The following is a 24,787-nucleotide window of genomic DNA, read 5'->3' on the forward strand; positions in this document are numbered from 1 at the left end:
TGATTTAGAAGATGGACAAGAGGAGGTGAGAGGGTGACATTAAGGGAACGTTTGTGGATGCTTGGTTACAAGGATAGTCAGCTAAAGAAGGCTTTGCTGGCCTTTCAACGTGATTTTCACACGAGCAAATCCAAGGCATTAAGTAAATTAACGCTGCTCCGTTTAAGAAAGCTGACTAACGGAAATATGAAGTTGAATCTATTATCAAGAATCATTCACAGTGAATCTAACGGTGAGCCCTACCGTGGAATGGTTGCCGTAGGTGCAGTTGTTCTAAATCGACTGAAATCCCATCAATTTCCGAATTCACTCACCGCTGTTATTACTCAACCGTTGGCTTTTACAGTGGTACAAAATGGACGGTTTTGGCTGGAGCCAACTCTTCTTTCTTATAAAGCAGCCAAGGAAGCTTTCAGTGGTACGGACCCTACTGGCAATTGTTTATTTTTTTTTAATCCCGATTTATCCAGCTCCCGTTGGATTCTAAGGCTTCGTCCAAAGCTCAGAATTGGCCGACATGTTTTTGCTTAGTTACACGAAGCGCTGGCGGCGATTGCTGCTCTTCCTTTTACGCTTTCCAAGCAATTCACTGATGGTGACGAAATGATAGCCTTGTTTTCGCAGCCCATTGACGATAAGAGGTACGGCCTTTAAGCTTTGTATCCATGGGTCGCAGGCATGCAGAAGTACAATGCCTCCCGGATGTGCATGTGGTATAACTCGGCGAACAATATCAGCTGTACGGGTGAATTTCCAATCCAAAGAATCGATATCCCAGTGAACAATCGTTTGGTTCATTTTCAAAAGCTGTTTAATGACACGGTCGTCAATATCGCCGCTTGGTGTTCGAATCATGTTAGTCCTGACGCCGGTAATATGATAAATCGCTTTCCTTGCGGAATGCACATCTTGTTTAATCCATGCATTGGAATGGCTTGTATAATTGTCATGACGATATCCATGTGAAGCGAGCTCATAGCCCATACGTTGAATTTTTTTAGTGATTCGTGGATTTAACTCAGCCCATTTGCCGGTTACAAAAAAGGTTGCTTTTGTTACACCCAATCTGCGAAGCAGGAACAGCATTTTCATAGGTACTTGACTGCCATGAGCGATATTGATCGTTAAAGCGATTTTTTTTTGGTTAGTCGGAACGTGTTGGATCACACGATTCGTATACATGGATAGGGTTCCTCCATTTTAGAGCAGCTCAAATTAATTTATGTTTTTTCAACTCGGTGATGATTTGAGCTGCGCGACTTTTGTAGCTATGCTTCTGAACGGCTAAGAAACCTTGATTTCTAATTTTTTCACGTGCTTTGGGATGCTTCAAATAATAACGAATTAATTGGCGAGTTTGTTTGGAAGAGCGTGATACGATAAGTTCTTTATTTGGCCGGAATAAACGCCGAATTTCTGGTGTATCACTTGTGACTAGAAAACCTCCAGAACCCAGAATTTCATAAGTGCGCTGGGTGACTTGCGTTAGTTGGTTTTGCGGTGCAAGTACAATTTTAGCTGAATTATATACCTTGTGTGCCTCAGGATACGGCAAATAGCCGTGTATCCATTTATTAGGAACCTTTACGCCAAGGATGGGCTTCATTTCTTCCCATTGTTTGCCCCATATATCTATTCTTGTGCCATCCTGCACGAGAGGACGGATTAAATGATTTAAGGATTGAATTCGGAAATGATGGGGATACAGCTTTAAAATTCGCGAATAGCCGTTTGCTACAACCGCAATATCGCTCCTCAGCTGCTTGTTCACTGCTCCTCTACGGTGAACACTGCGGTGAAACCCAAAGTCCAAATGGGCGGAAGGTATGCCCATTTTTTTATAATCCTTTACTTTGCGGCGACATATCGTAAATACAAAATCCGGTTTCACAGCGCGTACATAAGGAAGAGTAAACGATTCATGATGAGTGGGGTCCTCGGTTGCCCAGTAAATATGGGGAATCCCAGATTTTCCGACATATCGGCGAATCCACTTTTGCTTAATGGGAGTATGTTCACTGGTCCATCCCATGCTGATTATGAGCTCTGGTCGAAATTGGCTTAGCAAGGTCGGAAGATTTCTTTTTGTAAGAGGACCTGATATCTTCACGTTATGGCCAAGGTCCTTAAATCCATTCGGAAGGCCATGAACCCACATGGGGTGACTTTCCAGAAACAGTATTCGCATTATGTTCTCCTTCCTTTTAGAACTCCAAATACGTATCCCCGTCTTTTTAAGCCCTGTATGATGTCAGGCAATGCTGCAAGCGTGCTGTCTGAGAAATCGTGAAATAAAATGATCCTATCTTTATGCTCATTACTCTCCTTTAGCACTTTCGTAATGATTTGGAAGGGGCTGGGGAAAGGCGGACTTGAGTCGAATGAGTCGATATGCCAGTCAAAATCAATGTAGCCTTTGCGGGCAAGGGAAGCTTTTATTTTCTTATAAATTTGTTTGCCGCCATACAAATAGCCTGGTGGACTTTCAGAGCCGCCTGGAAAACGATAGATTCGTGGTTTTTTTCCGATGGTGCGCACTAACAGCTTCTCCAATTGATAAAAGTCAGTCAAAAAAGCTTTTTTAGATGAGTAGATTTTAGCGTAATTATGAGAAAACGTATGATTGCCAATGCTATGTCCTCTATTTGCGATTGCCCGGTACATCCTAAGTCCGAAGCGGCTTGTATTGCCAATCACGAAAAAAGTAGCTTTTATTTTATGTTTTCCTAATAGCTCGATTATTTTTTTCGTATTAGGCAAAGGCCCATCATCAAAGGTGAGATAAGCGGTTCTTTTTCCTTTGCCAGCTATGTGGCTCATTTTCCTCAAATGATTCCCTGCTTCCGTAACGTGGACAGCATACTGCGGGCACGGTTCGTATAATGATGTTTGCGAATGTTCTTTTGCCCAGCAAATCTTACCTTTTCCCGTTCGAAATCATTTTCCAAATAATAACGAACCAACTTGAGCGTTTCCTTCGGAGAGGAAGATATCGCTGCATCACGACCTGCTTTAAGCAGTCGCCTAGTCGCAGGTGTATTGCAGGTTAATAGAAATCCTCCTGAACCGACAACTTCATAGGTTCTTTGAGTAACCATATCCGTGTAGTTTTGCAAGCCCAAAATAATTTTGGCGGAGCTGTATACTTTATTCGCATGTTTATAGGGAATTGGTCCCTTGATGTGCTTTTTCGGAATGTTTTGACCAATAAAGGGTCTCATGCGAGACCAATTCTTTCCATAGAAATCTATTTTTTTACCGCTTTGAAGTAAAGGACGTATCAGAATATCAATGGATTTGCGACGATAAAGCTTGGGGTATTTTCGCAATACGTCAGGGTAGGCGTTCGCTACGACGGCTATATCTGCTGTATATTTCAGGTCGGGAGGAATCCTTTTATGAATATTTGGATGATACGCAAAATCCAAATAAGCTGCAGGGAAACCCTGTTTTCGAAACTTAACCGCTGTTTTTGCTGAAATGGTAAAAGTAAAGTCGGGCTTCATCCTCTTTAAGAGTGGCAATGTAAATGTTTTGGTAAAGTTCGGATCTTCTGTTGACCAGTAAATTAAAGGAATCTTATATTTCGTTGCGAAAGCTCTCATCCGTTTCTGATTTTGTTCAGTTTGATCAGGACCCCATCCTACATTTATGAGAAGGTCGGGTTTAAAGGAAGGCAATAAATTGGAGAGCGAGGAGCTTGAGACTGGTCCCGACATTCGCACCTTGTGGCCGAGATCGCGCAGACCGTCCGGCAGACCGTGTGACCATAATTGTCCACGCTCCAAAAATAGTATATTCAATTTGTTCACCATCCTGTTTGTAATAGACAGGCGTATAAGCAAATTCTCCGTTCAAATCATATAGATATGCATGGAGGGATACGATGAAAAATAGAAATGAGCCCATAAGCTGCGTAAATACGACGATGAAATGTGTGGCTTTAACGTTTGATATCGGTTGGGGCGGAACGATGACTACACCCGTACTTAACGTCCTGCAAGCCAATAAAATAAATCGGGCAACATTTTTTCTATCAAGCCCATGGGTGGAGAAACGAGCGAAGCTAGCTCGGAAAATAAATGCTTTCGGTTATGAAATCGGCTCCCATGGCGATAAGCATGAAAACTACACGGAATATAGCAACCGCTGGATTATAAATGAAGTGAAGAAGTCAGAATCGACGATACGTTCAGTGACCGGGGTAAAATGCAAGCTCTTTCGAACACCGAATGGAGATATGAATACACGGGTAACGAATGTATTGGGCTCATTAGGTTATCGAACGATCTATTGGAGCATCGATTCGAAAGACTGGATGAATCCTGGCGTGTTTGCGATTGTTCAAAACGCAACAAAAAATGTACGATCCGGAGATATTATTTTGCTCCATGCAAGCGATTCGGCCAAGCAAACTGCAAAAGCGCTGCCGTCAATCATCAGCATTTTACGTAAAAGAGGTTTTCATTTTGTGACGGTATCTCAGTTGTTGAAATTAAAACAAAACCTTTAAATGATTTTTTCCTTTTTCAGAACGCTTAACAAATACTTGGCTCTATTCATGTAGGAATGAGCAACGGCTGCACGAACGGCATTTTGCCTAATTTGTTCTCGTAATTGAGCATTTTTGCTGTATTTCTTTATCAGCTGTTCGGTTTCTTTTTCGGAGGAAGAGACAAGAAGATCTTTCCCTGGTCGGAACCATTTCCGGACTTCGGGTGTGTCGTCTGTAATGAGCAAACCGCCTGCTGCAAGAATTTCATACGTTCGTTGTGTGAGTCGGTCTTCGGCGTTTTGCGGTCCTAGTACAAAATCGACGGAGCCATAAACGTTTATTGCCTCCTGATAGGGCAAATAGCCATGAATTCGCCGTGAAGAGACGGGTTTACTGAAAATTCGTTTCATCTTCTTCCAGTCGCGTCCGTACATGTCGGTTTTCAAGCCTTGATTCAGAAAGGGATTTACTAAGCGGCGCAGCGATTGAAAGCGGTAATGATAAGGCTTTGTACGATAGAGCTTGTGATAGCCATTTGCTACAAGGGCAGCAGTTCCCCGATATTTTTGAATAGGCTTCGTCCTATAGTGGGTATCGGGATCGCTGCCAAAGTCTAAATGTGCTGCTCGAATGGCATGTTTTTTTAAAATCTTTATGCTGGGGCGATGAATCGTGAATACAAAGTCAGGTTTTGTTCTCCGAATTAAAGGGAGCGAGAATATATCGGTATAGCCGGGATCTTCTGTTGACCAAAATACATAAGGCACACCGGATAGACGAGCTAGCTTTGCGATACGATGCTGTTGTTTTGCCGAGCTATTGGAAGGAGTCCAGCCCATCGCTATGATAAGATCCGGTTTGAATTGTTTAATTAAGTGTCTGGATTTCTTATTTGGATAACATGTTTTTACAACATGGCCGAGTTTTTCAAAACCTTTTGGCAATCCATATATCCACATGGGGTGGTCTTCAAGAAACAATATTCGCAGACGATCGTTACGCATATGCTGACTCCTTTCTGTTCAAATAAATGGAGGGTAGGCGCGTTAGTAGTATATTCATCTGCTTTCGTGAGCGAGTAGACTTCGGCCTATCAACCGTATTTATTGTTTTATTTGGAGGCTTGGCAGACAAAAACACGATGAGCAGAGGGGGAATGCGTAAAAAAAACCAAAACTGCTTAAAAGAAGACTAGTTGATATTTTTTTGAATCGCTTAAGCTGAAGACATATCCGCAATTTTGAAAGCGCATATAAAAAAGAAGGTGAAACGGGAAGAAATAGCAGTTATACTAAAAAGAGCAGATTTACCAAATCAAATAGTGACATGAGCTCAAGCTGCCACTATGATCAGACGGATGCTAGCGAACGAAAAACGGCGGCCGCTTCTCGGTATCTTTTCCGGGAGGAGGACGCCTACACTTTTTTTGATATGCAAGGAGAAGCAGCTATGAACCTATCATTATCAGAGCCACAGAAGCAAGCAGTGAGTATGAAAAAGCTTTGGTCTTTTTTTCTCCCGTTAGGCATTTCGGCAAGCTTAGTTACGATTTCACATGTTATTATCAACAGTACCTTAAGCCGAGCGGCAAACCCTGAGAGCATCATTGCCAGCTATGCCATTGCGATGAGCTTGCTTGCTATTACAGAGAGGCCAGCCGTGCTGCTGCGGCAAACCTGCTCCACACTCGTTCGCGACAAACGCTCGTTTAAATCGACGCTTACCGTTGCACAGCTTGTGTTTGCCAGCATTATGCTATTAGGTTTTATAATCAGCTATACCCCGGTTGGAACACTTATTTTCAAGGGAGTGTTCGGGGTTAGTGAAGACAATGTCCATGATGTTATTCGAGTGTATAAGGTATTGATGTTCGTAAGCTTGTTCTCTGGCATTCGTTGTCTCTACCATGGTGTCATTATTTACAATCTGCGTACGAAATGGTTAACCATTGGCATGGCGATTAGACTGGCAGGAATGTATGCGCTTTCGCTTTATTTTATACATACAGGCGTTACGAGCGGGGTTGTTGGAGCGATCATTTTCTTATTCGGCATGATGATCGAAGCAGCTGTCAGCTATTCAGAAGGACGGTTACTGGTGCGCAAAATGCCCGAAAAGCTGGACAATCACCCTGTTGAAAACAAGCATCATGTATTTTCTTTTTACCGTCCCTTACTGTTGTCCTCGTTTATATCCGTATGGATCGGACCGGCAATTAATGCGATGCTGGGGAAAACATGGGATGCGCAGCTAGCCATTGCATCGTTTGCGATTGCGGCTAGTTTAGTTATGCTTCTCAGCAGCTTTTTTAGTTATTTTCACCAAATTGTGATTAACTTTTATCGTGTCGATCCTTTGGCTGTCCGAAAGTTTATTTTAATGCTTGGTTTTATTCCTGCTATATTAATGGGATTGATCGCATATACACCCGCAGGTGTATTTTTACTAGAGCATGTGATCGGCGTTCATGGTCGGCTGCAGGCTGAGAGCATACGAGTGCTGCAAGCCTTTGTGTTGTTCGCGCTCGTTATGCCTTGGCTCGATGTCATGAACGGACTCGTGTTTGTGAGAGGGCAAACGAAGCTGATCTTCGGTTCACAAATTGCCAATCTCAGCTTTACCTTTATTACCCTTCTAATCGGCATTGGGCTCGCGCCAGAGTGGAACGGGACGATTGGGGCATGGGCACAATCGATCGGCATGACGGCAGAGCTCCTCTTCGTCGCACTGGCGCTGAAATTTGTTAAACAGCCTGATCCTGTGCCAATGGGCAAACGTGGATAGATTCACCCTGCAATATTCGAAATCGACTCATTAATCGACGAGGAGAATGATCATGGGAAATCGCATATATGAAAATCTATTGCCGGCACCGAAGAACGGTGGATTTAAAATGGATGGCTATTATATTTGGTGCGGCTCAGTTGTGCAAGGCGAGGATGGAAAATATCATATGTTTGCTTCAAGGTGGCCTAAGGAATATGGCTTTGCTGCACAGTGGCTGTTCAACTGCGAGATTGTTAGAGCAGTTAGCGATACGCCTGTGGGGCCTTATACGTTTGCCGAAGTTATATTTGAGCGTAGAGAGCGCAGTTATTTTGACGCTTTGAATCAACATAATCCATCGGTGAAATATTGGAACGGAACGTACTATCTTTACTATTTTGGAACGACTTATGGAGGGCCTATCCCAGCGGTGGGAGAGAAAATAAGTCAAGAAAGAGATGTCGAGGTTTGGAATCGAAAAAGAATTGGCTTAGCCACTTCGAAATCTATATTTGGACCGTGGGAGCGACCAGATCACCCATTGTTAGAGCCAAGAGCGCCTGGGCATTGGGATTGTACAATTACAACCAATCCATCAGCAGCTATATTGCCGGATGGAACGACGTATATGATTTATAAGTCGAGAGAGTATGCGGGCTCTACCTTGCAATTAGGCGTTGCACGTGCTCCTCGTCCAGAAGGGCCGTATACCCGTTTGCAGGAGGAACCGATTTTTCAATTTGAGAATCCAGACTTCCACGTCGAAGATCCGTTTCTGTGGTGGGAGGATGGGAAATTTCATATTTTAATTAAAGATGATTTTAAAAACGATTCGGGCGGTGTCACTGGCGATTGGGGAGCGGGTATCTATGCTACAAGCACCGATTGCTTGCACTGGGATATTTCAAATGATCCTAAGGCGTATACAAGAGATGTCCTGTGGGATGATGGCACAAGGACGGTTCAAGCGAACATCGAGCGTCCTAATTTGTTGTTCCATGATGGCAAGCCAACCCATTTATTTCTGGCAACCGGAAACGGGACTCAGCCTTGGGATTTCGTAGGAAACACTTGGAGTATGGTTATTCCTTTAAAGAAAACAGTGTCTGAGCATAGCTGAGAACAAGCTTTGATTTTTGCCTAAAGACTCTAATCATTCATTCACATAAAAAAGGCAAACGATCACTTTTGTTAAAGTGACTGTTTGCCTTTATTCATTATATCTCTAATTTGCTCATTTCGTTTCGATCTGCTTACAGGTCTGTTTCCTTGCTCGTACGCTTGAAATCCTCGTCCCATTTGTAACGCTCATTGTAGATTTCCATTACTTCTTGATATAAAGGGCTGGCTCCTGCGTGCGGACTGCTTTGAAGCATTTGATAAAGCCGCAAGAAACGGTCTTTAGGAAGCTTTCGTGCATAGCGCATCAGCAAATAGGGATAGAGTGTGATGTATCGCTTCATCCTAACTGCCGCACCGGCAACACCAACGAGAATGCTCTCGCCATGCTCCATTTTCAAAATCTGCGCCTCATGAAGCAATACATAACGGAATGTATTTTCTTTCAGCAAATCTCTTCTGATTTTGGCAAGCTCGCCAATATATTCAACGAGATCGGGATTAAAATGATCCATTAACAAGGGGTCCAGCATTAGATCCATATCCTTGCGCAAAACAAAGGATTGAAGCAGCAATATTTGCTCTAGTCGAAGCTGGTCAGTATGGACGAGCGCGCCAATTTCACGCAGCATTTCATACGCAAGCGGTTTATCGCCGCTATGGAACACTTGAATAGCTGTTTCTCGGTCATTTACTAGACCTGCAGAGAGGGTATACGCCTCTTTTTGAAATATTTTTTGCAGCTGCAGGAGCAAAAGTGCAGGGGTCGACCGCTTCTGCAACGTCCATAATAGAGCGACTAGCAGCATTCCTCCGGCAACAATCAAAGTGGAATGCATTGCGGATTCGCTCATTGCAAATCCGACAATGATAATAAACAATGCAAAAAACCGCTCTTTCCACATCTTAAGCTTCAGCTTATAGGCTGCCTGAGCTTCAACATTTTTCAGGGCAAATTTGCCGCACACGGGGCACTGCGCATCACCCAGTACTGTAAAGTGGTTGCATCTTCGGCAAATTTTAAGTTTATTATAAGGATAGCGTGTTTTAATATAAGGGTTAAGTAGTACCGGCAGCTTCTTCATCATTCGCGATCACGCTGCCCGCTGCTTTTTAGTATGGAAAGGACAAGCTTGCTCAGCTGTTCTGGAGAAGGCGCCCGTCTCCGCTGTGCACGATAGCTCATTGCTTTGATGATGACAAAAAGAAACAATAGTCCAAGACAAACGTAGGTAACCATATCCTATTCCTTTCTTACAATAAAAGTGATTTAACAAAATCTATCAGGTATACTTATTTTGTAGTATATCATCATACTGGTAGCAGTGACTAACAGTGACTATTGGACTAGCGAAGAAGAACCGTTTGTCCCATTACAAAGGAGTACAGCAAAATGAATAGATTAAAACGTTTATCATGTCAGCTAATTATGGTTTCTGCTATTTTGCTGCTGCCGTTCAGCAGCTTACAAACCGCGTATGCAGCGCAAGGCGACTCGCAAATTGATGCAGTACTTGTGCTGGATGTCAGCAATTCAATGAGCACAAGCGATCCAGGGAAAATTGGAAATGAAGCCATGAAGATGTTCATTGATATGCTGCCGACACAAGGCGACCGAGTTGGCATTGTGGCTTATACCGATGAAATTCAACGCGAGAAGGCGCTGCTGGAAATCCAGTCTGCTTCGGATAAAGAGAAGCTGAAGAGCTTCATCGATCAGTTGAACCGAGGGGCCTATACCGATGTTTCTGTCGGAGTAAAGGAAGCGGTACAGATTTTGGACGATGGTGCCGACCAAGATCACGAGCCGATGATTATTTTGCTAGCCGACGGCAATAACGATTTTAATAAGGCATCCGGCAGAACGCAGGCGCAGTCCGACGCGGACATGGACAAGGCGCTTAAAGAAGCGAATGATAAAGGCGTTCCGATTTATACGATTGGCCTAAATGCGAATGGGAAACTCAATGAATCTGCGCTTGCTAAGCTATCGGAAGTGACCGGCGGGAAATCATTCGCGACCGATTCGGCTGACGATTTGCCGCGAATTTTGAGTGAAATTTTTGCCAGCCATCTGGAGCTGAACGTCGTACCGGTTGATTCTTTGACGGCAAACGGCAGCTATCAGGATGTGAAAATTTCAGTTCCCAACTCGAATGTACTAGAAGCAAATATCTCGATTATGTCGAGCAAGCCGGTTGAGGCGAAGCTCGTAGATCCATCTGGCAACGCTATTCCTATTCCTTCGGATGGCGTCTTGCTATCGAGCTCGAAGAGCTATTCCTTGCTGAAGCTGTTAAAGCCGTCGGAAGGCGACTGGACGCTTCAAATTAAAGGCGTGAATCGCGATAAAATCGACATTAATCTTATTTTCAACTATGACTTAAGTCTTGCTATGGATCCACTAGCCAAAGCGACCTATTCCAAGGGCGACAAGGTGACGATCAATTCTTATCTCGTAAGCGGCGGAAAAAAACTGGAAGACACCTCCCAGTACAGCAACATGAGCGCGGTTTTACTCGTTAAAGACTTAGACACGGGCAAAACCGAGGAAATACCGATGGAGAATGCGGGCGACCATTTTGCAGGCTCCTACAAAATACCTGAGAAGCATGACTATGAGATTATTGTGAAGGCCAAGGAGAAAAGCTTTTTCCGAGAGACCGATGCGGTTAAGATTTCGGCAAAGGCGGGGACAACGGGGCAGACGCCAAAGCCTGAGCCAGATAAAGAAGAGAAGCCGTTCCCGGTTGTACCTGTTGTAATTGGCGTTATAGGTCTAGCGGCATTGCTTGCAGCAGCTTACTTTATATTAAGAGTGCTGAAACAAGCGAACCGTGGGTTTGTTGGCCAACTTGTCATTGAAATTCGAGATGAGAATACAGGTGACAAAACGTCGCCGCAGTACAAGAAGCTGACAGCCTTCAAAGGCAAATTGCAGCTACACCAGCTGTTGCAGCTAGCGCCTGAACTGAAGGAAACCGACAAGGTCATTTTCAAGCCGGGAAGCAATGATCGTATCGTTCTGCAAAATGGTTCCTCCTGCACAATTGAGAAATCGGGACGAGCAGTGGATGCGACGCGTGCATTGGAAATGAAAAGCGGAGACCGGATTACGGTTTCATTGAAACAAATAGACAAAACGATATTCATTGAATATCTCGTATAAATAGAGCCCTGGAGGTAATGAAAAATGAAACCGATCGTAAGAGAACACATACAGCAGCTTGACGTTTCGCTTGGCGGAGGTATTGTCAGCGAGAAAATTCGGGTAGACACCATAGATAATCCCATTCTGATCATTGGACTTGGCGGTACCGGTATTGATGCGCTTCTGCGCCTGAAATACCAGATCAATCGCCGCTTTAAGCTTCCTGAGGATCCCGTTTCCAAAAGAAAACGCGAGAAGCCAGATAATGTGGAATTTCTTGCTTTTGAAACGAATGAACAGGATCGCAATAAAAAGTATAAAGGGATCGGTCTTGACCCTATTAATGAATTTGTGCTGCTATCTAATGCGGAGGTTGGAGGACTGCTGCAAAATCGCAGCATTTTGGAGCCGTACATCACGGACTGGCTGTCGCCAGAGCTAAGTATAACTGATGGCATGAATGGTGCAGCTGGCGTTCGTCAAGCAGGTCGGCTGCTGCTGTTTACGAAGATCAATCAAGTGGTGCAGAGCATCGACAAAAAAATTAAGACGTTATCCGTCGGGACGAACAAAAAGCTAATGGTGTTTCTGCTAACCGGCTTGTCTGGCGGAACAGGAAGCGGCTGCTTCCTCGATATCTCTTATATCGTTCGAGGAATTATAGAGCGTGATCATGGATCTGCTGGCATCGACCGCGTTAATACGCTTGGCTATTTGTTTACGCCGGATATTAATCTTGCAAGCAAAAGCTTGAGCGACCATACACGTGAGTACATTAAGAAAAATGGCTATGCTGCACTGAAGGAACTGGACTATTGGATGAATGTGGACAGCCGCGGGGAGAGGTTTACGCAGCAATATGGCAATATTTTAAACGTTAATTCGCCGCTCCCACCGTTTAATTTATGCCATCTCATCTCGGCTACAAATGCTGAGGGCAAGCTGCTTGAAAATGCTTATGATTATTGCATGAATGTAACGGCAGAGAATATTACGAACTTTATTTCCAGCGAGGAAAAACAATCCGGCGAGGAATTCGCTATTCATGATTATATTAGCAACATTCGGACCAATATTGCTCAAATGAACAAAATGTACCCGGCTAACTACGATTACAACATTATTGGAGCTTCTTCTGCGGTACTGCCGATCGAGGAAATGACGACTTATTTGGCTTACCGGCTTTTCAACAAAATGGACAAAATGTTTGAGAAGGCGCCGAGTCAGGACGATGTAGAGAAATTTGCCCGCAAGCTTGGCATTGATCTCGAAACGATGATGAAAACCTTTGACTCACGCGTGCCTGAGCCGCTGCCAGGCTTCGAGAACAGTGAGCGACTCAGCTACAATAACGTGGTGAAAATGCAAGCCGTAAACATGGATACGGAGCTGGAGCAAAACTTTTTGGCTCGTGCGCGCGAGGAATATATTAAGGCTAAGAAACAGCTGCCAGGCGAAATTGTTGGGCAATTTACCGATCAAATTCGTCGTACATTTCTCCATCCAGAGCAAGGGCCATTTTATGTATCCCGTCTCCTGCATACCGAGAAAGGCTTCTGCTTGCTGAAGATGCTGCTCTCTTATATTGAGACGCTTCGTGAGGGGCTGTCACGTCTTCCTAAAGAGATCGAAGCAGCTAGAGAGCAAGCCAATGAGCGTATGGGCGATGCGAAGAGCGCATTCGTATCCAAGGATAAGAAGAAAAACAACTATATCGAAGCAAAAATAAATGAGTACTGGCTGCTTGCTGACGTTGAGCGAATGGAGCAATTGATTGAATTTTATGAGGATCTCCACCAGCTGCTGAACAACGAGAATAACCGCATTTATAACGTATTTACTGAAATTTTGAATGTGCTTAATTCCATCTTTGCCAAAAATGGCGAAATCCTGACAAGCGGCGAGGAACAAGCGGATCATAAAGGAAACAAAACTTATTATTGGAATATCGTCGGCGTTCCAGACATCTCTGACGTAATCAGCCGTTTAATGGATAAGAAGGACGGCGATGATCTGATCCGCGACTTTACGCAGGAGCTTCTAGACCATTCGAATCTTTGGGTCAAAGAGCAGGAAATTGATATCGTCAGCTCGATCTCAGAGTTTTTGACGAATAAATTCGGCGATCTAATTACGAAATCGATGGAAGAATTCCTAGTTATGAAATACGGGAACGATGAATCGATTGAGAAGTTTGTTGAGCGTCATATTGCGAGCAAGCTTGATGAGGAAGCTGTGCCTGTATTCCATCTCAGCAACAGCTCAGGCAATTTGCATGTCCCTTCATGGGGGTTTGTGTCCGTGCCTGTGCAGGCGCCGAGCATTTTGAGAGGAATTCGGAACTATCAAAATAACTCAATTGGCAAATCCCACTTTACAATAAAGGAAAGTGAAGTGAAAAACCGGATTTTCTGGCTGAATACGAGAAATGGTGTGCCTTTGTTTGTTTATACGCCGCTGAAGGTCTATGAAGAAAGCTATGAACGCACGATTCTGGATAAGGAAGGCATCGGCCGTCATTTGGTGCAGACTGATCGTGTCAATTGGACCTATTTGCCTTCGCCGATTCCAGAGAAATCATGGGGCGACACGTACGTCAACCCACGCGTGAGAAGCTATAATGCGAGGGTTCGCGCTGAGTTTGTCAAAGCGGAGAGCTTCCGTATTATTGAAGAGAAAGGCATAGACAATAACACGAGCAGCCGTTACTCCGTTCGATTCACGAAGCCATTCCAGTTGTCGGATGCGTTAAAACCATTCAATATGCAGCTTGATGGCGCGAAGCCGAATTTAGGTGAAGTTAAGCGAGCAGTAAACGAGCTGAAGCGCCTTTTATCCGAGGGGCTGGAGCTTGAATCGACAAAGGATATTTTCGGCAGCTTTACAGAGGAGCTTGCACAAGAAAATCTCATTCGTTCGCCGGAGCAGCTAAGACGGGTTCGTGAGGAATTGGCGAAGTATGAATCCATCTCTGTAAAATTAGTCGAGCTTGAGCAGCTGCTTATGCAGCACCAAGATGATGAGAAGTTGCTGGATCAGTTTATCGAGGCGCTATACACAGAGACCATTTGCAAGAAAGGTGCCCTGTATGTTTATGATCGCGAGCCAGAGGAAGAAGCATGGCCGCCTTTCGCTAATTTAATGAAAAGCAGCAGCTATGTTGAGTTTGAGGTGTTTGAGAGCTTCCGTCAGCTGGATGAGAAAAACCGCAGTGTTCTTAGACGCAAAGCAGAGCGCAGAGTAACGGAGCTGACTGCAACGGAGGATACTTCAATGCTGTTAGCCAAGCTGGAGGAGCTGTTCGGCACATTCCTTGATGCACGCGAGCGTCTCGAATACGAGAAGGTTGAGCTGGCAAATGGAGAGGAAATGCACCGGTTCTACCGGGAAATGTCTACTAAACTTAACGAAATTCGTAGAAAGTTGAAATAATGATGAGAGAATTGTTGGATCTATATGCAAGCGACTATTCGGCTGCTGAGCAGAAGCTTAGCGGCCTTGAGGATGATCAAAGCAGCATTCACTATCCAACCGTATTTCTATACATCGGAGATGAGGCAGGGCATGCGATTGAACCTATGATTCAATCCAATGAACTGAAATGGGACAACAATGCCGGCGTTATTTATTTCCATGTCTCGTCGAGTGAAGCAAATGCTGCCTCTGGAAGTGCAGGTTATAAAGCATCGTCATACCATGGGGCAAATCGTAATCGATCTGTCCCGAAGGTGACGAGGGTAGCGCTTACGGATGTTGTAGATGGCAAAACGGATAATCGCACCAAACGCAAAGATATAGGCACCGCATTCCATAAGGAAGGGCGTCATCTAGCGGATCTCAACCGGGCGCTGCGTCAGGTTAGCGATACAATTGCTGATTACGGCCGATTGTACGCATCTTTCGATCGCCTTCATCTTGCTGTCATTACAAGGGTTGATGATCCATTAAACGTGCTTGTTCCAGAAATATCGCTGCTTGCTCAATCGATTTTTTTGCAGCTGTTCAAATCAGTTCAAATGGATTTGTACGCTTTAATTAATGAACGTGAGCAATCAGAGACATTTGGTTTGGCAAGCGCAGCGGGAATCAGCTTCCTGCGCGAGCTGGATGGAATGCAGCGGCCGGATTATTCATTTTCGGCGAGGCTTCAAGTGACAGGTGATGGGTTATCTATTCCGGTCACCCACAAGGCATCGCCATTATTTGATCTTGTTTATGTATTATCTGATCGCAATGAGCGGGGAATTACAACGCTTAACGGGATGCAGGATAACTATGAAATCATTTGCAATATTCTGCTGTTGAAAAACAGGAGGAGAAAGGAAACACAGGTACAATCGAGTGACATAAGCTACAACAACTCTTCTTTCAAAAACAGTCTCATGACGGAATCCGGAAGACAGGGGTTCGTGTCAGCGGGCTTGTCCAAGGTGAAACGACCGAATCATTCGATTGCGTTAACCGTCCTCTATCATTTCTTTAAACAAATAAAAGAGCGGCTGGAAATTGCTGACCTGCAGGGGAGCAAGGAAAAGCTGTCCTTCTTTGGGCTGGATGCGGCTGCGATGGACACTAGAATGCTCGATCTGATGCCAAGCGAGGACAGTCTCATCGATATGTCGGGTCTTCTGACGAACAACATTCGTTATGATCAACTGCGGCGCATGTCGCTGCGCGAGGCAGAGGAAGCCTTGTTCGGAGATGGCTGCACCATCTTCTTCCGTAAGCATTTCACTAGTTCAGCTGAGGTGAACTTAGGTTATGTGAAGGCCTCAGATGAGCTGCGAGCCACTGTAAACCGTAATATGAAAGATCAGCCATTGTTTAGCTTCTTCCAGGTTGCCAAATGGACAGACGAGAAAAATGAGGCAGACAGCGTCATGACAGCTGTTCGCGCTCGAATGCGCGATTTGGTCAGAGAGATTGATATCGCTCAGGATGAGCTTGGTCGAATCCGCGAACAACGTGTGGATGATTTGAAATTTCAGCGTCTTCCATTTATGGACAAGCAAAATGTTCGATCCTTTATACGCGCTTTTTTTGATGCGGTGTACCGGCTGGAATGGCAGCTTTTACGACTTGAGACCGAGCTTGCTTTGTACCGCAAATTTGCTGCTGAGCTGGAGCGTCTTCATGAGAAATACCGAATTCGCGTAGAACAGATGGCGCTGCTAGAGGAAACGCTGAATGCGGCGGCTCAGCACAGTATCCGTTCAGCGGATGATTATATCGGGCAGAACATCTTCGAGTATTATGAACGTGTCACTGCGGCGGTCATGAAGGATATTGAAGAGAAACGCGGCGCATCCATATTTTTTGAGGAACGGTTTCTCGGCAATATGACGGAGCTTCTGCAGCAGGGAGATTCCGCGTTTCTGGAGCGATTAATGGAAATTTGCCGAAAGTACATTTTGACAGCAGAGCCTTTTGCACAGACTTTCGAGGAGGAACTGCTGCTGCGTGCAAATGTATCCGTTGCATACAGCAATCGTAAAGCTTTATCGAGAGACGAGCTATTCAACCGATTATACCGGACACTGGAAGAGCATGCTGTCGTTCATATTCGTCTTCTCGACTATACACATGAGCATCGTTATGAGGAAAAGTATTTGTTCGGAGATCGCGAGAGTGAATTTATCCGATATGCACTTGGCGTTGACGAATCTTCGCGCATTTACAAGCTGGGGTGTGTACATGAGAAGCGCAGCAGCGGTGTAGAAAAGTTGAATATTATGGGCGGCTTTCATTTAGAAGATTTGATGTATTATCGAAACGGCAAAGTGTATTATGAGACCTATTTGCAAAATGGGTACGAATTTCACACGCTTGAGCCTGCCCTGCTGCCTGATCTTCGCTGACCGATATACATCAATAATTGCTGCGGTCCACTAGCAAGTAGAAAGGGTGCTGTTATTATGCAACGAAAAATAAATGGACTTCTCTTATTGTTCAGCTTGATAGGAGGCGCAGTAGGATTCGTCATCGGGGAAATCATACTGGGGGCGCTGTCAGAAAGCTGGCCGCGCTTTGCCGTCGTTGGGCTATACTTTGGCGTTCTTGCTTTATGCATTGGACTGGCCTGCCTGATTGCTGAAATGATTTCGCCTCGTTTGAACGGAACTTCGTGGCGTCAGCGTTATACCGGATTATCGTGGCAGCTGCTCGTACCAGCGACGCTAGTTCTGCTGTTTGCAGTCGGCGGATTGCTTCAATTTATTTACGGTGCACATTTTGGCGGTGCGAAGCAGGTAAAGGATATTGTGCTTGTCATCGATAATTCAGGAAGCATGCTGGAGACCGATCCTGATAACGAGCGTTATTCGGCTGCGAAGCAATTGATTCAAAACATGGAAAGCGATAAGCGTGTGGCGGTGGTTGCATTTCACAATACCGCACAATTGATTCAGCCCTTTGTTAAAGTAAGCACACAGGAAGAGAAAGATAAAGTAAATGCGGCAATCGACTCACTTGAGCCGACGGACGGCGGTACAAACTTTAGTCTAGCGCTTGGCGAAGCAATGAAGACGATTAAGGATAAGGAAAAGGCTGGGCGCGGGACAATGGTTATTCTGTTGTCAGACGGTTTCAGCGAATCCGATATCAATAAGCAAATTGCACAATTCCAAGAGCAGCAAATTGTTATTAATACGGTAGGCCTTAGCGTTGCAGATTCCAAAGGCTCTGCCTTGCTGCAGCAAATAGCCGATTCCACCAATGGAAGCTATTACGATGTGTCGGAAGCGAACGGGCTGGCGCTCGTATTCCAAAATATTTACAATACAATCGATAATCGGACGCTTCTAACTGAAAGAACGGGATCGCTTGCGGACAGCACGCTGTATACACTGCTTCGTATTTTATCCTTAGCCATTATCGGTGCAGCTTTAGGAATGTCGCTCGGATTGTTTTTCGACAATCGGTTTCTGGCATTAAGCTTTGGGGCGGGCGGTATTGTAGGCGGTTTGCTGGCTGGCTTCATTTTGGATTCCGGCTTGTCGGGGGATATGATCTCTGACGGTTTATCACGTCTATTCGCTGTTCTCGTACTGGCAGCCATTATTAGTATTTTCACACTTGTTGTTCCAATAAGGGATAATAACAGTACAAACCGTTATGATGGCGGCAGAAAAAACAGCAATAGAGATCAGTCCACTAAGGCGTTAGGCGAACGGACGAAGGACAGCCGCAGTCATGGATTTTAAACGATGCGGGAGGCGGATATAAATGCGGTTTATCGATGCAGAGGATGGTTCTCCGATCATCAGCGGTTTAACTCGCGTGTTGGAGGAGGACCGCTGCACGCTGCGCTGGATTTGGCCGGGCGGTATAGAAGCGGTCTACATTGGGAAAACGCCGGCTGAGCAGGCGGCGGAAAGCCCCGTGGATATAGGAACTGTCAAGTTGTACACGAAGGCAGAATATAAAGCGAATAATGGCTATCATAGCCGATTAGAGGGCATCGGACGTTTTGTCTTTACAGTATATGCCGCGCTGGAGGGGAGCGGCGGTCCGCAGCTCATCCTTCAACCTAATCACGAGAACAGCATCGAAATAAGTGCTGGCCGAGCTAAGATTCATTATTCGATTACAAATAAGAGCGGTTTGTTCAGAAAGTTCAAAACGATTCAAATTCAAGTTTCAACAGAGGTACCAATTGGGAAAGACGTGCTTTGTTATGTGAAAAAGCAGGGCAGTTATCCCGCAAATAAAGAAGACGGCATGCTGTATCCGTTCGTTGCGCCATTCGCAGCTGGAAAAACCGTTTTGCCTGCCATTGAGGTTGGCAAACAGGATTTTATACGATTGTTTTTCACGGATGGCCGAACGTCTGGACAGATGTACGAATTAATTTCAGTATAAAGGAGGAAGATCGCATGGGTATTTTCGATCTTTTCAAGAAAAAGCCGGAAGCAAAGCAAAGGCCTTTGTTTTATGATATTGTTTGCCCCTATTGTTTTAGTAAATTTACACCGGATGAGGTTGTGTTCCGCGCTTCACATTCCCGTGAGGATGATGAGGATTATGCGCTTGGAGAAGATGATGAGCTGAATAAGTATCGTGAGCGTTTTGGCCTTGATTCTGTACACGATATGGAAGCGGTGCTCTATCCAAACGACGTGCCTGAAGAGCATCGGATTTACTCAGACCATGTATTAATTGGAATTAATGACCGCTATGGCGAGCTGACACGCAGAAGACTTTGTCCTAAATGTCACAACGAAATTCCAGTAACGGCAGGCAAGGTGCCGAGCAATATTATTTCAATCATTGGCGCTTCACAAGTAGGCAAGTCGGTGTATATGACCGCGTTGATACATACGCTGCAGAACACGACAGCGGATCATTTTAATGCAGCCTGCATGCCGCTTAACGCTGAAATTAGCCGAAAATTCCGAACCTATTACGAGGAGCCGCTGTTTGAGCGCGGCGATCTGCTTGCGTCTACCCAAAAGGAAAAGATGCAGGAGCCTTTTATTTTTCAATTTGTGTTTAAAGATGAATCGAAGCCACCGCTCACTCTCGTATTTTTTGATGTCGCTGGCGAGGGCATGGTAGAGCAGGATTATCTTGGTTTGCATGGTCAGCATATCAAAAATTCAGCAGGCATATTGCTGATGGTAGATCCGCTGCAAATTCGCTCCATTCGCGAGAAAATTAGAATGAATCTGGGCGATAAGCCAGGTGTTTGGGTTTCCCAATACGACGAGCCGCGCGACGTTGTTCTGACGATGTTTGGCGACTTTATTGCTTATCAGGAAAACAACAAAACGGATATTCCGACTGCGGTCGTTTTAACGAAGAGCGATATGCTTCATTCGCTAAAGGATGAAGATGGAGAATATATTAAATCGAACAGCAATATTTTCAACAACATGGTACATCGCAATTATTTTAACCTGACCGAGTTTGAAAATATTGATGGAGAAATCCGACGTTTCATCGAGAAGGTCGATCGTCCCTTTAAAGGTACGATGGATGTTTATTTTAAGGATACGGCTTATTATGCGGTTTCCGCACTCGGCAGCAATCCCGTCGATCAGAAGCTGCAAACCGTCGTCAGTCCCATTCGGGTAGACGAGCCCTTCATTTGGCTGCTTTATAAGCTGAACTTCATTGAGGGGAGAAGAGAATAGTGCGCGATTCTACGCCCAGCAGGATGATTCAGCAGCAGATGTATGCACGGGAAAGACGCGGCATTTTCAGATCTACGGAAGGTTATGACACGATCGCCAAATCAAGCGGTTTGGAAGCATCATTTGTCAAAAAAGTGCTTCATCCGTTTTGTGTTTATGATGCCCCGACTGAACTGGCTACCCGCGGTGAGAAGGACGGTTCCGCGTATCCAGAGACGATGCACTTGCTTCATTTGGATAATGGCGATGTGCTTCTTGGCAGAAGCGTTTATCAGGCAGCCGACTTCACGGGTCTTCGCAGCGCGTTTTTTACGCATAACTTTATTATTCCAAGCGGTCATAGCAGCAAGCCTGCAAGTGATTATATGAACTGGCTGCAAGCCGCTTTCGTAGATCAATATAATATTGACAGCGGTACGGAAATAGCAGAGCTGCTAGAGCTTCCGATTCAGAGTGCAGCAGCGATTAAGCCGTCTGCTCGTTCCATCCTTTCTCTGCTGAACATTTCAGAAAAATCGTTCAAACAGCTGCTCTATGCGGTAATGGCAGCAGTCGGTGGTAAGAAAAAGATCTATGTTTCGCTTGATGTACCAATCAAACAGCTGCCGGACAAGGCAAAACAGCTGCTTGGTGTGCTATATGCGAGTTTACCCTACGCCTTCCGCAAGCAGCTTGGTTTCATTACTTATGCGAAAGAGCCGGTAAGCCGCAAATCGGTTCATCTTACGTTCGTAGAGCAAGGAAGCCTCCGCCAAGGGGATCGCAGCATCGAGAAGGATTTTACGTTTGATTTCGGCAACGACCGAATGATGAATGTTGATCTGGACGGTATAGATCAGCCGTTTTTGGATTTTGCATGGGATAACTTGGATCGTCCTGACCGTACAGATAGCTTCTTTCAATTCGCTGAGCTGATGCTGGCAGATATGGGGGAGGAGCGCGAACTCGCAGCAGCCTGTTATCATGAGCTATGCGTCGTTTACCAAATCGAGGAAGGCAACGAAAAGTTATATGAATCGCATAAAAGCGCGGTAATGCGGAGCTTGATGGATTATTTGCAGCCATCCGGCGCATTGGATGCCAAGATGCGCTTGAATGATTTATTTCTGTCTCGATTTGATTATGAGTTTGACCGTGCTAGGCAAGGAGTAGTGCCGGAAACCTTCATTGTAGATGTGTTTACACAATACTATCAAATTGAAGGCAAACATATCGAAAATAAGCTTGTTTCCTTTTTCATTTTAGCATTGCTAAATGCAAGAAAGCAGAGTGAGCAAGACGCGGCGGCTTCCTTCTATGCGGCAGTAGAAAGCAATCCTGCCTTTAGCATAGCTTTTTTCACAAGAGTCTTAGTAGATGCGAAGCTAAGTGCAAACTTATTTATTCCATTCCTTGAGCAAAAGCTTAAAGCAGCTGCAGGAGCCAAAAGTGTTCTGCATCTCATTGAGCAGTGGGGCAACGCTCATCCTAAGCTGTACGGTGATGAAGACTTTTTTGTGCTGGTCCGCCAGCAGCTCATTGAGAAGCTGAAACGGGAGCGCCACTCGCTGCCAGCGACAAGCAAAGTGCTTGAGCAATTGCGCAGCTTAGCAGCAAGTGAAGGCAAGTTTGGCGCGCGAAAACAGCTTCCATCTCATGATGCGGTAGAGTTTTATACGGAGCTCGAGCTTGCGGCTTATCGAGCAATGTTAATTGAACTTGATATGGAAAGATTGACGAAGGATCAGCTCATGCTGGGCGAGTTTCTCAAATCGAAGGAGCAGCTGAAAAAATGGAATGGACAGCTGAACGATCCGAGACAGAAATCAGCAGCGCTTGAGCTGCAGGCGCTTTACGAATGCTTCGCATTCCCGGAGCCAACGGTAGATTTATTCGAAAATCTATCCCCAGCAGAGATCGACCGGGTGCAGCTCGTTGGTCGCCGATTGCTTGCCAATCAGCTGGAGTTAGCTGAGTTTCCGCGTCTCGTGCTATTGTTTCTTCGCAGCTCGGATATGGAATCAGTGGATTATGCCACGCTCCTCAACTATTTGCAGCAAAATGCGGCTCAAAAAGATACGGTATATCTATTTTTCCGATGGGCAGAAAAACATCCTAGTTTCATGCGCTCAAGAGGTTTTGTCCCTGCCTATGTAACTGCAGTAGTCAGCTATTTCACAAAACATGACCGGGATGCATTTAAGAAACGAGCCAATTGGAAGCAGCATTTTGACAAAGCAGGTCCTATTCTTAAAGGTGTATATAAACAAGCGGAGCGCGAGCTATCCTCACCGCTGACTAAATTTTTTCGCAGGAATCGTAAATCGACGTTTATAACATCGTTATCGGCTATAGGTATTGTACTAATCGTAGCCGGCATTATGTTTGCCTTCGGCGGCAAGGATGATGTGAAGCCTGGTGGTGCTGTTTTGCCTGAAACGACTCCTGAACCGAGCATAACCCAGCCGGATACAATCGTATACGTGGAGCAAAATGCTGCATCAGAGGGGAAGAAGGCTGCGACCACCCTCGTCTTCGCATTTAAGGAAGCAGCAGCTTGCGGACTGTTAAAGCCTAGCTCATTGACGATAGAAACGCCGGGTGCAGAAGCGGTTGCGTACACCACACTTGAAGTTGCATCTGATTGCAAAGCGGATACAGGGAATAGCAGCACGGAAGGGAATCAAGTTGAAAGCTCGTCACAGCCGTCGGAAACAACGGATTCGACTGCCAAAGAATCCGATAAACCAGCGCCGACACCGACGCCAACGCCGGCTGAAACTGATTCACTGCCGACAGCTACCGATTCTCAGACGGAGCAACCGAGCAATACTGCAATAAATGAAGCAGACTATACGAACAGGGTTGTCGTTAATCTCGGTAAGCAGGTTGATATACCGGAGAAAAGCATTATTACAGTCGGTGAATCGAAGTATGAGATTTCCGTTCTGCGTGTTGTTGCGCCATAAACAAAGCAATGTATTTATAAGAATAGGAAGGGTTGTTCCGTTAGTAGTTTTACTACTGCTGGGAAGACCCTTTTTTTCTTTTTAGCTAATCGGCTATTAAAATGATGAAATTGATTCATGTCATAAAAGTGGATAAGAAAGTTGAATTTATGATAGAGACATAGGGTCTGCAATATTTTACAATATCGGTACTACAACACGAACAAGGAGCTGTTTTTCGATGAAAGGTATTAATAATCCGATAGTCCCAGGCTGGTATGCTGATCCTGAAGCGAGAACGTATGAAGGCAAGCATTGGATTTATGCGACCAGGTCTATTACGGAATATACGAAGCAATTGAATTTGGATGCGTTCAGCTCAAGCGATCTGATCCATTGGGAGAAGCATGAGAGCATTATTGAAATGTCAGACTTTCCATGGATGTGGAGAGCGGTTTGGGCGCCTACGATTACCCAGAAACGAGGAAAATATTATTTGGTTTTTGCAACAAACGATATTCAAAGCAACGATGAAATCGGCGGTTTGGAGATAGCCGTATCTGACCGTCCTGAAGGGCCATTCAGAGGATATTTGGGAAAACCGCTCATTGATCGATTCATTCATTCGGCTCAGCCCATTGATGCTCATTTGTTCAAGGATGATGATGGAACGATCTATTTATATTATGGCGGCTGGCGTCATTGCAACGTAGCGAAAATGAATGATGATATGACGGGGTTCATCCCGCTTGATAATGGAGAAACCTTTCTCTCCATTACGCCTGATGGTTATGTTGAAGGACCTTGTATGATAAAGAAGGATGGACTGTACTACCTCATGTGGTCGCAAGGAGACTGGGTGAACGGCTCTTATTGCGTTGCGTATGGCGTGAGTGATAATCCTTTGGGTCCATTCGAGAATAAGGGTATCGTGCTTGAGCGACAAGAGCCTATTGCGGAAGGGCCAGGACATCATGGGTTCCTCCATTTGCCTGAAAGTGATGAGTGGCTCATTGTTTATCATCGCCGTATTATTGGTGACCCTGAAGCGGGGAATCGTATGCTTTGTATTGATAAAATGATTGTTGCTGACGGGGAGATAAAACCGATAGTGATGACAAATGCTTGGTAGTTGTTATCGCTTGAAAAGTTTCTATAGAAAAGCTATTATCGAAGTTAAAAGCTTGTATTTGCA

The 24,787-nt window shown here is 45.0% G+C and carries 19 protein-coding genes; 12 read left to right on the forward strand and 7 right to left on the reverse strand.

All coding sequences use genetic code 11. The features are described from left to right. Nucleotides 1-33 precede the first annotated feature (33 nt). On the forward strand, nt 34-531 hold the full coding sequence (locus tag BK120_RS21500; protein WP_076269541.1) for a cell wall hydrolase: 498 nt from the start codon (nt 34-36) through the stop codon (nt 529-531). Here the strand turns inward: BK120_RS21500 and BK120_RS21505 are convergent, their stop codons facing one another. The 4 genes from BK120_RS21505 to BK120_RS21520 are packed head-to-tail and all read right to left on the reverse strand — an operon-like array spanning nt 532 to nt 3,812. Continuing rightward, nucleotides 532-1,182 (reverse strand): polysaccharide deacetylase family protein, encoded by a 651-nt coding sequence (locus BK120_RS21505; protein WP_076269542.1) that lies wholly within the window; start codon nt 1,180-1,182, stop codon nt 532-534. It abuts the gene before it with no gap. Between the two features lie 28 nt (nt 1,183-1,210). Beyond that, the gene (locus tag BK120_RS21510; protein ID WP_076269543.1) at nt 1,211-2,188 is read right to left on the reverse strand and encodes a CgeB family protein; all 978 of its coding nucleotides are present in this window, start codon (nt 2,186-2,188) and stop codon (nt 1,211-1,213) included. After that, the gene (locus BK120_RS21515; protein ID WP_256710979.1) at nt 2,188-2,820 is read right to left on the reverse strand and encodes a polysaccharide deacetylase family protein; all 633 of its coding nucleotides are present in this window, start codon (nt 2,818-2,820) and stop codon (nt 2,188-2,190) included. Before BK120_RS21515 ends, BK120_RS21510 begins: the two co-directional genes overlap by 1 nt. A gap of 5 nt (nt 2,821-2,825) precedes the next feature. Next, nucleotides 2,826-3,812 (reverse strand): CgeB family protein, encoded by a 987-nt coding sequence (locus BK120_RS21520; protein WP_144376812.1) that lies wholly within the window; start codon nt 3,810-3,812, stop codon nt 2,826-2,828. A gap of 74 nt (nt 3,813-3,886) precedes the next feature. Here BK120_RS21520 and BK120_RS21525 point away from each other — a divergent pair, with 74 nt between their 5' ends. Next, complete coding sequence (locus BK120_RS21525; protein WP_076269546.1) at nt 3,887-4,513, forward strand: polysaccharide deacetylase family protein; 627 nt, start codon at nt 3,887-3,889, stop codon at nt 4,511-4,513. Here BK120_RS21525 and BK120_RS21530 read toward each other — a convergent pair. Beyond that, nucleotides 4,510-5,499, reverse strand: coding sequence for a CgeB family protein (locus BK120_RS21530; RefSeq protein ID WP_083682288.1), 990 nt, complete (start codon nt 5,497-5,499; stop codon nt 4,510-4,512). The genes BK120_RS21525 and BK120_RS21530 overlap by 4 nt on opposite strands. 445 nt (nt 5,500-5,944) lie before the next feature. Here BK120_RS21530 and BK120_RS21535 point away from each other — a divergent pair, with 445 nt between their 5' ends. Then, nucleotides 5,945-7,279, forward strand: a complete 1,335-nt coding sequence (locus BK120_RS21535; protein WP_076269621.1) for a multi antimicrobial extrusion protein MatE — start codon at nt 5,945-5,947, stop codon at nt 7,277-7,279. Between the two features lie 52 nt (nt 7,280-7,331). After that, nucleotides 7,332-8,381, forward strand: coding sequence for a glycoside hydrolase family protein (locus BK120_RS21540; protein ID WP_076269547.1), 1,050 nt, complete (start codon nt 7,332-7,334; stop codon nt 8,379-8,381). Between the two features lie 133 nt (nt 8,382-8,514). Here the strand turns inward: BK120_RS21540 and BK120_RS21545 are convergent, their stop codons facing one another. After that, nucleotides 8,515-9,468 (reverse strand): hypothetical protein, encoded by a 954-nt coding sequence (locus BK120_RS21545; RefSeq protein WP_076269548.1) that lies wholly within the window; start codon nt 9,466-9,468, stop codon nt 8,515-8,517. Continuing rightward, entirely contained in the window at nt 9,465-9,620 is a 156-nt protein-coding gene (locus BK120_RS35405; RefSeq protein WP_179089849.1) for a hypothetical protein, read from the reverse strand. The genes BK120_RS21545 and BK120_RS35405 overlap by 4 nt, the downstream gene beginning before the upstream one ends. Before the next feature lie 153 nt (nt 9,621-9,773). Here BK120_RS35405 and BK120_RS21550 point away from each other — a divergent pair, with 153 nt between their 5' ends. From BK120_RS21550 to BK120_RS21585, 8 genes are all read left to right on the forward strand, one after another. Further along, nucleotides 9,774-11,549: a vWA domain-containing protein gene (locus BK120_RS21550; protein ID WP_076269549.1), complete on the forward strand. Its 1,776-nt coding sequence runs from the start codon at nt 9,774-9,776 to the stop codon at nt 11,547-11,549. Nucleotides 11,550-11,573: 24 nt separating this feature from the next. Next, nucleotides 11,574-14,963, forward strand: coding sequence for a tubulin-like doman-containing protein (locus tag BK120_RS21555; protein ID WP_076269550.1), 3,390 nt, complete (start codon nt 11,574-11,576; stop codon nt 14,961-14,963). Between the two features lie 2 nt (nt 14,964-14,965). Further along, on the forward strand, nt 14,966-17,389 hold the full coding sequence (locus BK120_RS21560; RefSeq protein WP_076269622.1) for a transcription initiation factor TFIID: 2,424 nt from the start codon (nt 14,966-14,968) through the stop codon (nt 17,387-17,389). A gap of 57 nt (nt 17,390-17,446) precedes the next feature. After that, complete coding sequence (locus BK120_RS21565) at nt 17,447-18,733, forward strand: VWA domain-containing protein (RefSeq protein ID WP_076269551.1); 1,287 nt, start codon at nt 17,447-17,449, stop codon at nt 18,731-18,733. A 22-nt stretch (nt 18,734-18,755) separates the two neighbouring features. Then, entirely contained in the window at nt 18,756-19,391 is a 636-nt protein-coding gene (locus BK120_RS21570) for a beta-mannanase (protein WP_076269552.1), read from the forward strand. 14 nt (nt 19,392-19,405) lie between these two features. After that, nucleotides 19,406-20,665: a TRAFAC clade GTPase domain-containing protein gene (locus tag BK120_RS21575; protein WP_076269553.1), complete on the forward strand. Its 1,260-nt coding sequence runs from the start codon at nt 19,406-19,408 to the stop codon at nt 20,663-20,665. Continuing rightward, nucleotides 20,665-23,613, forward strand: coding sequence for a GAP1-N2 domain-containing protein (locus tag BK120_RS21580; protein WP_076269554.1), 2,949 nt, complete (start codon nt 20,665-20,667; stop codon nt 23,611-23,613). Before BK120_RS21575 ends, BK120_RS21580 begins: the two co-directional genes overlap by 1 nt. A gap of 220 nt (nt 23,614-23,833) precedes the next feature. Next, nucleotides 23,834-24,724 carry a glycoside hydrolase family 43 protein gene (locus tag BK120_RS21585; protein WP_076269555.1) on the forward strand — a complete coding sequence of 297 codons (891 nt, stop codon included), beginning with the start codon at nt 23,834-23,836 and terminating at the stop codon, nt 24,722-24,724. Nucleotides 24,725-24,787: the final 63 nt, after the last annotated feature.

Origin of the sequence: Paenibacillus sp. FSL A5-0031, assembly GCF_001956295.1 — a bacterium.
In the GTDB taxonomy this organism is placed as follows: domain Bacteria; phylum Bacillota; class Bacilli; order Paenibacillales; family Paenibacillaceae; genus Pristimantibacillus.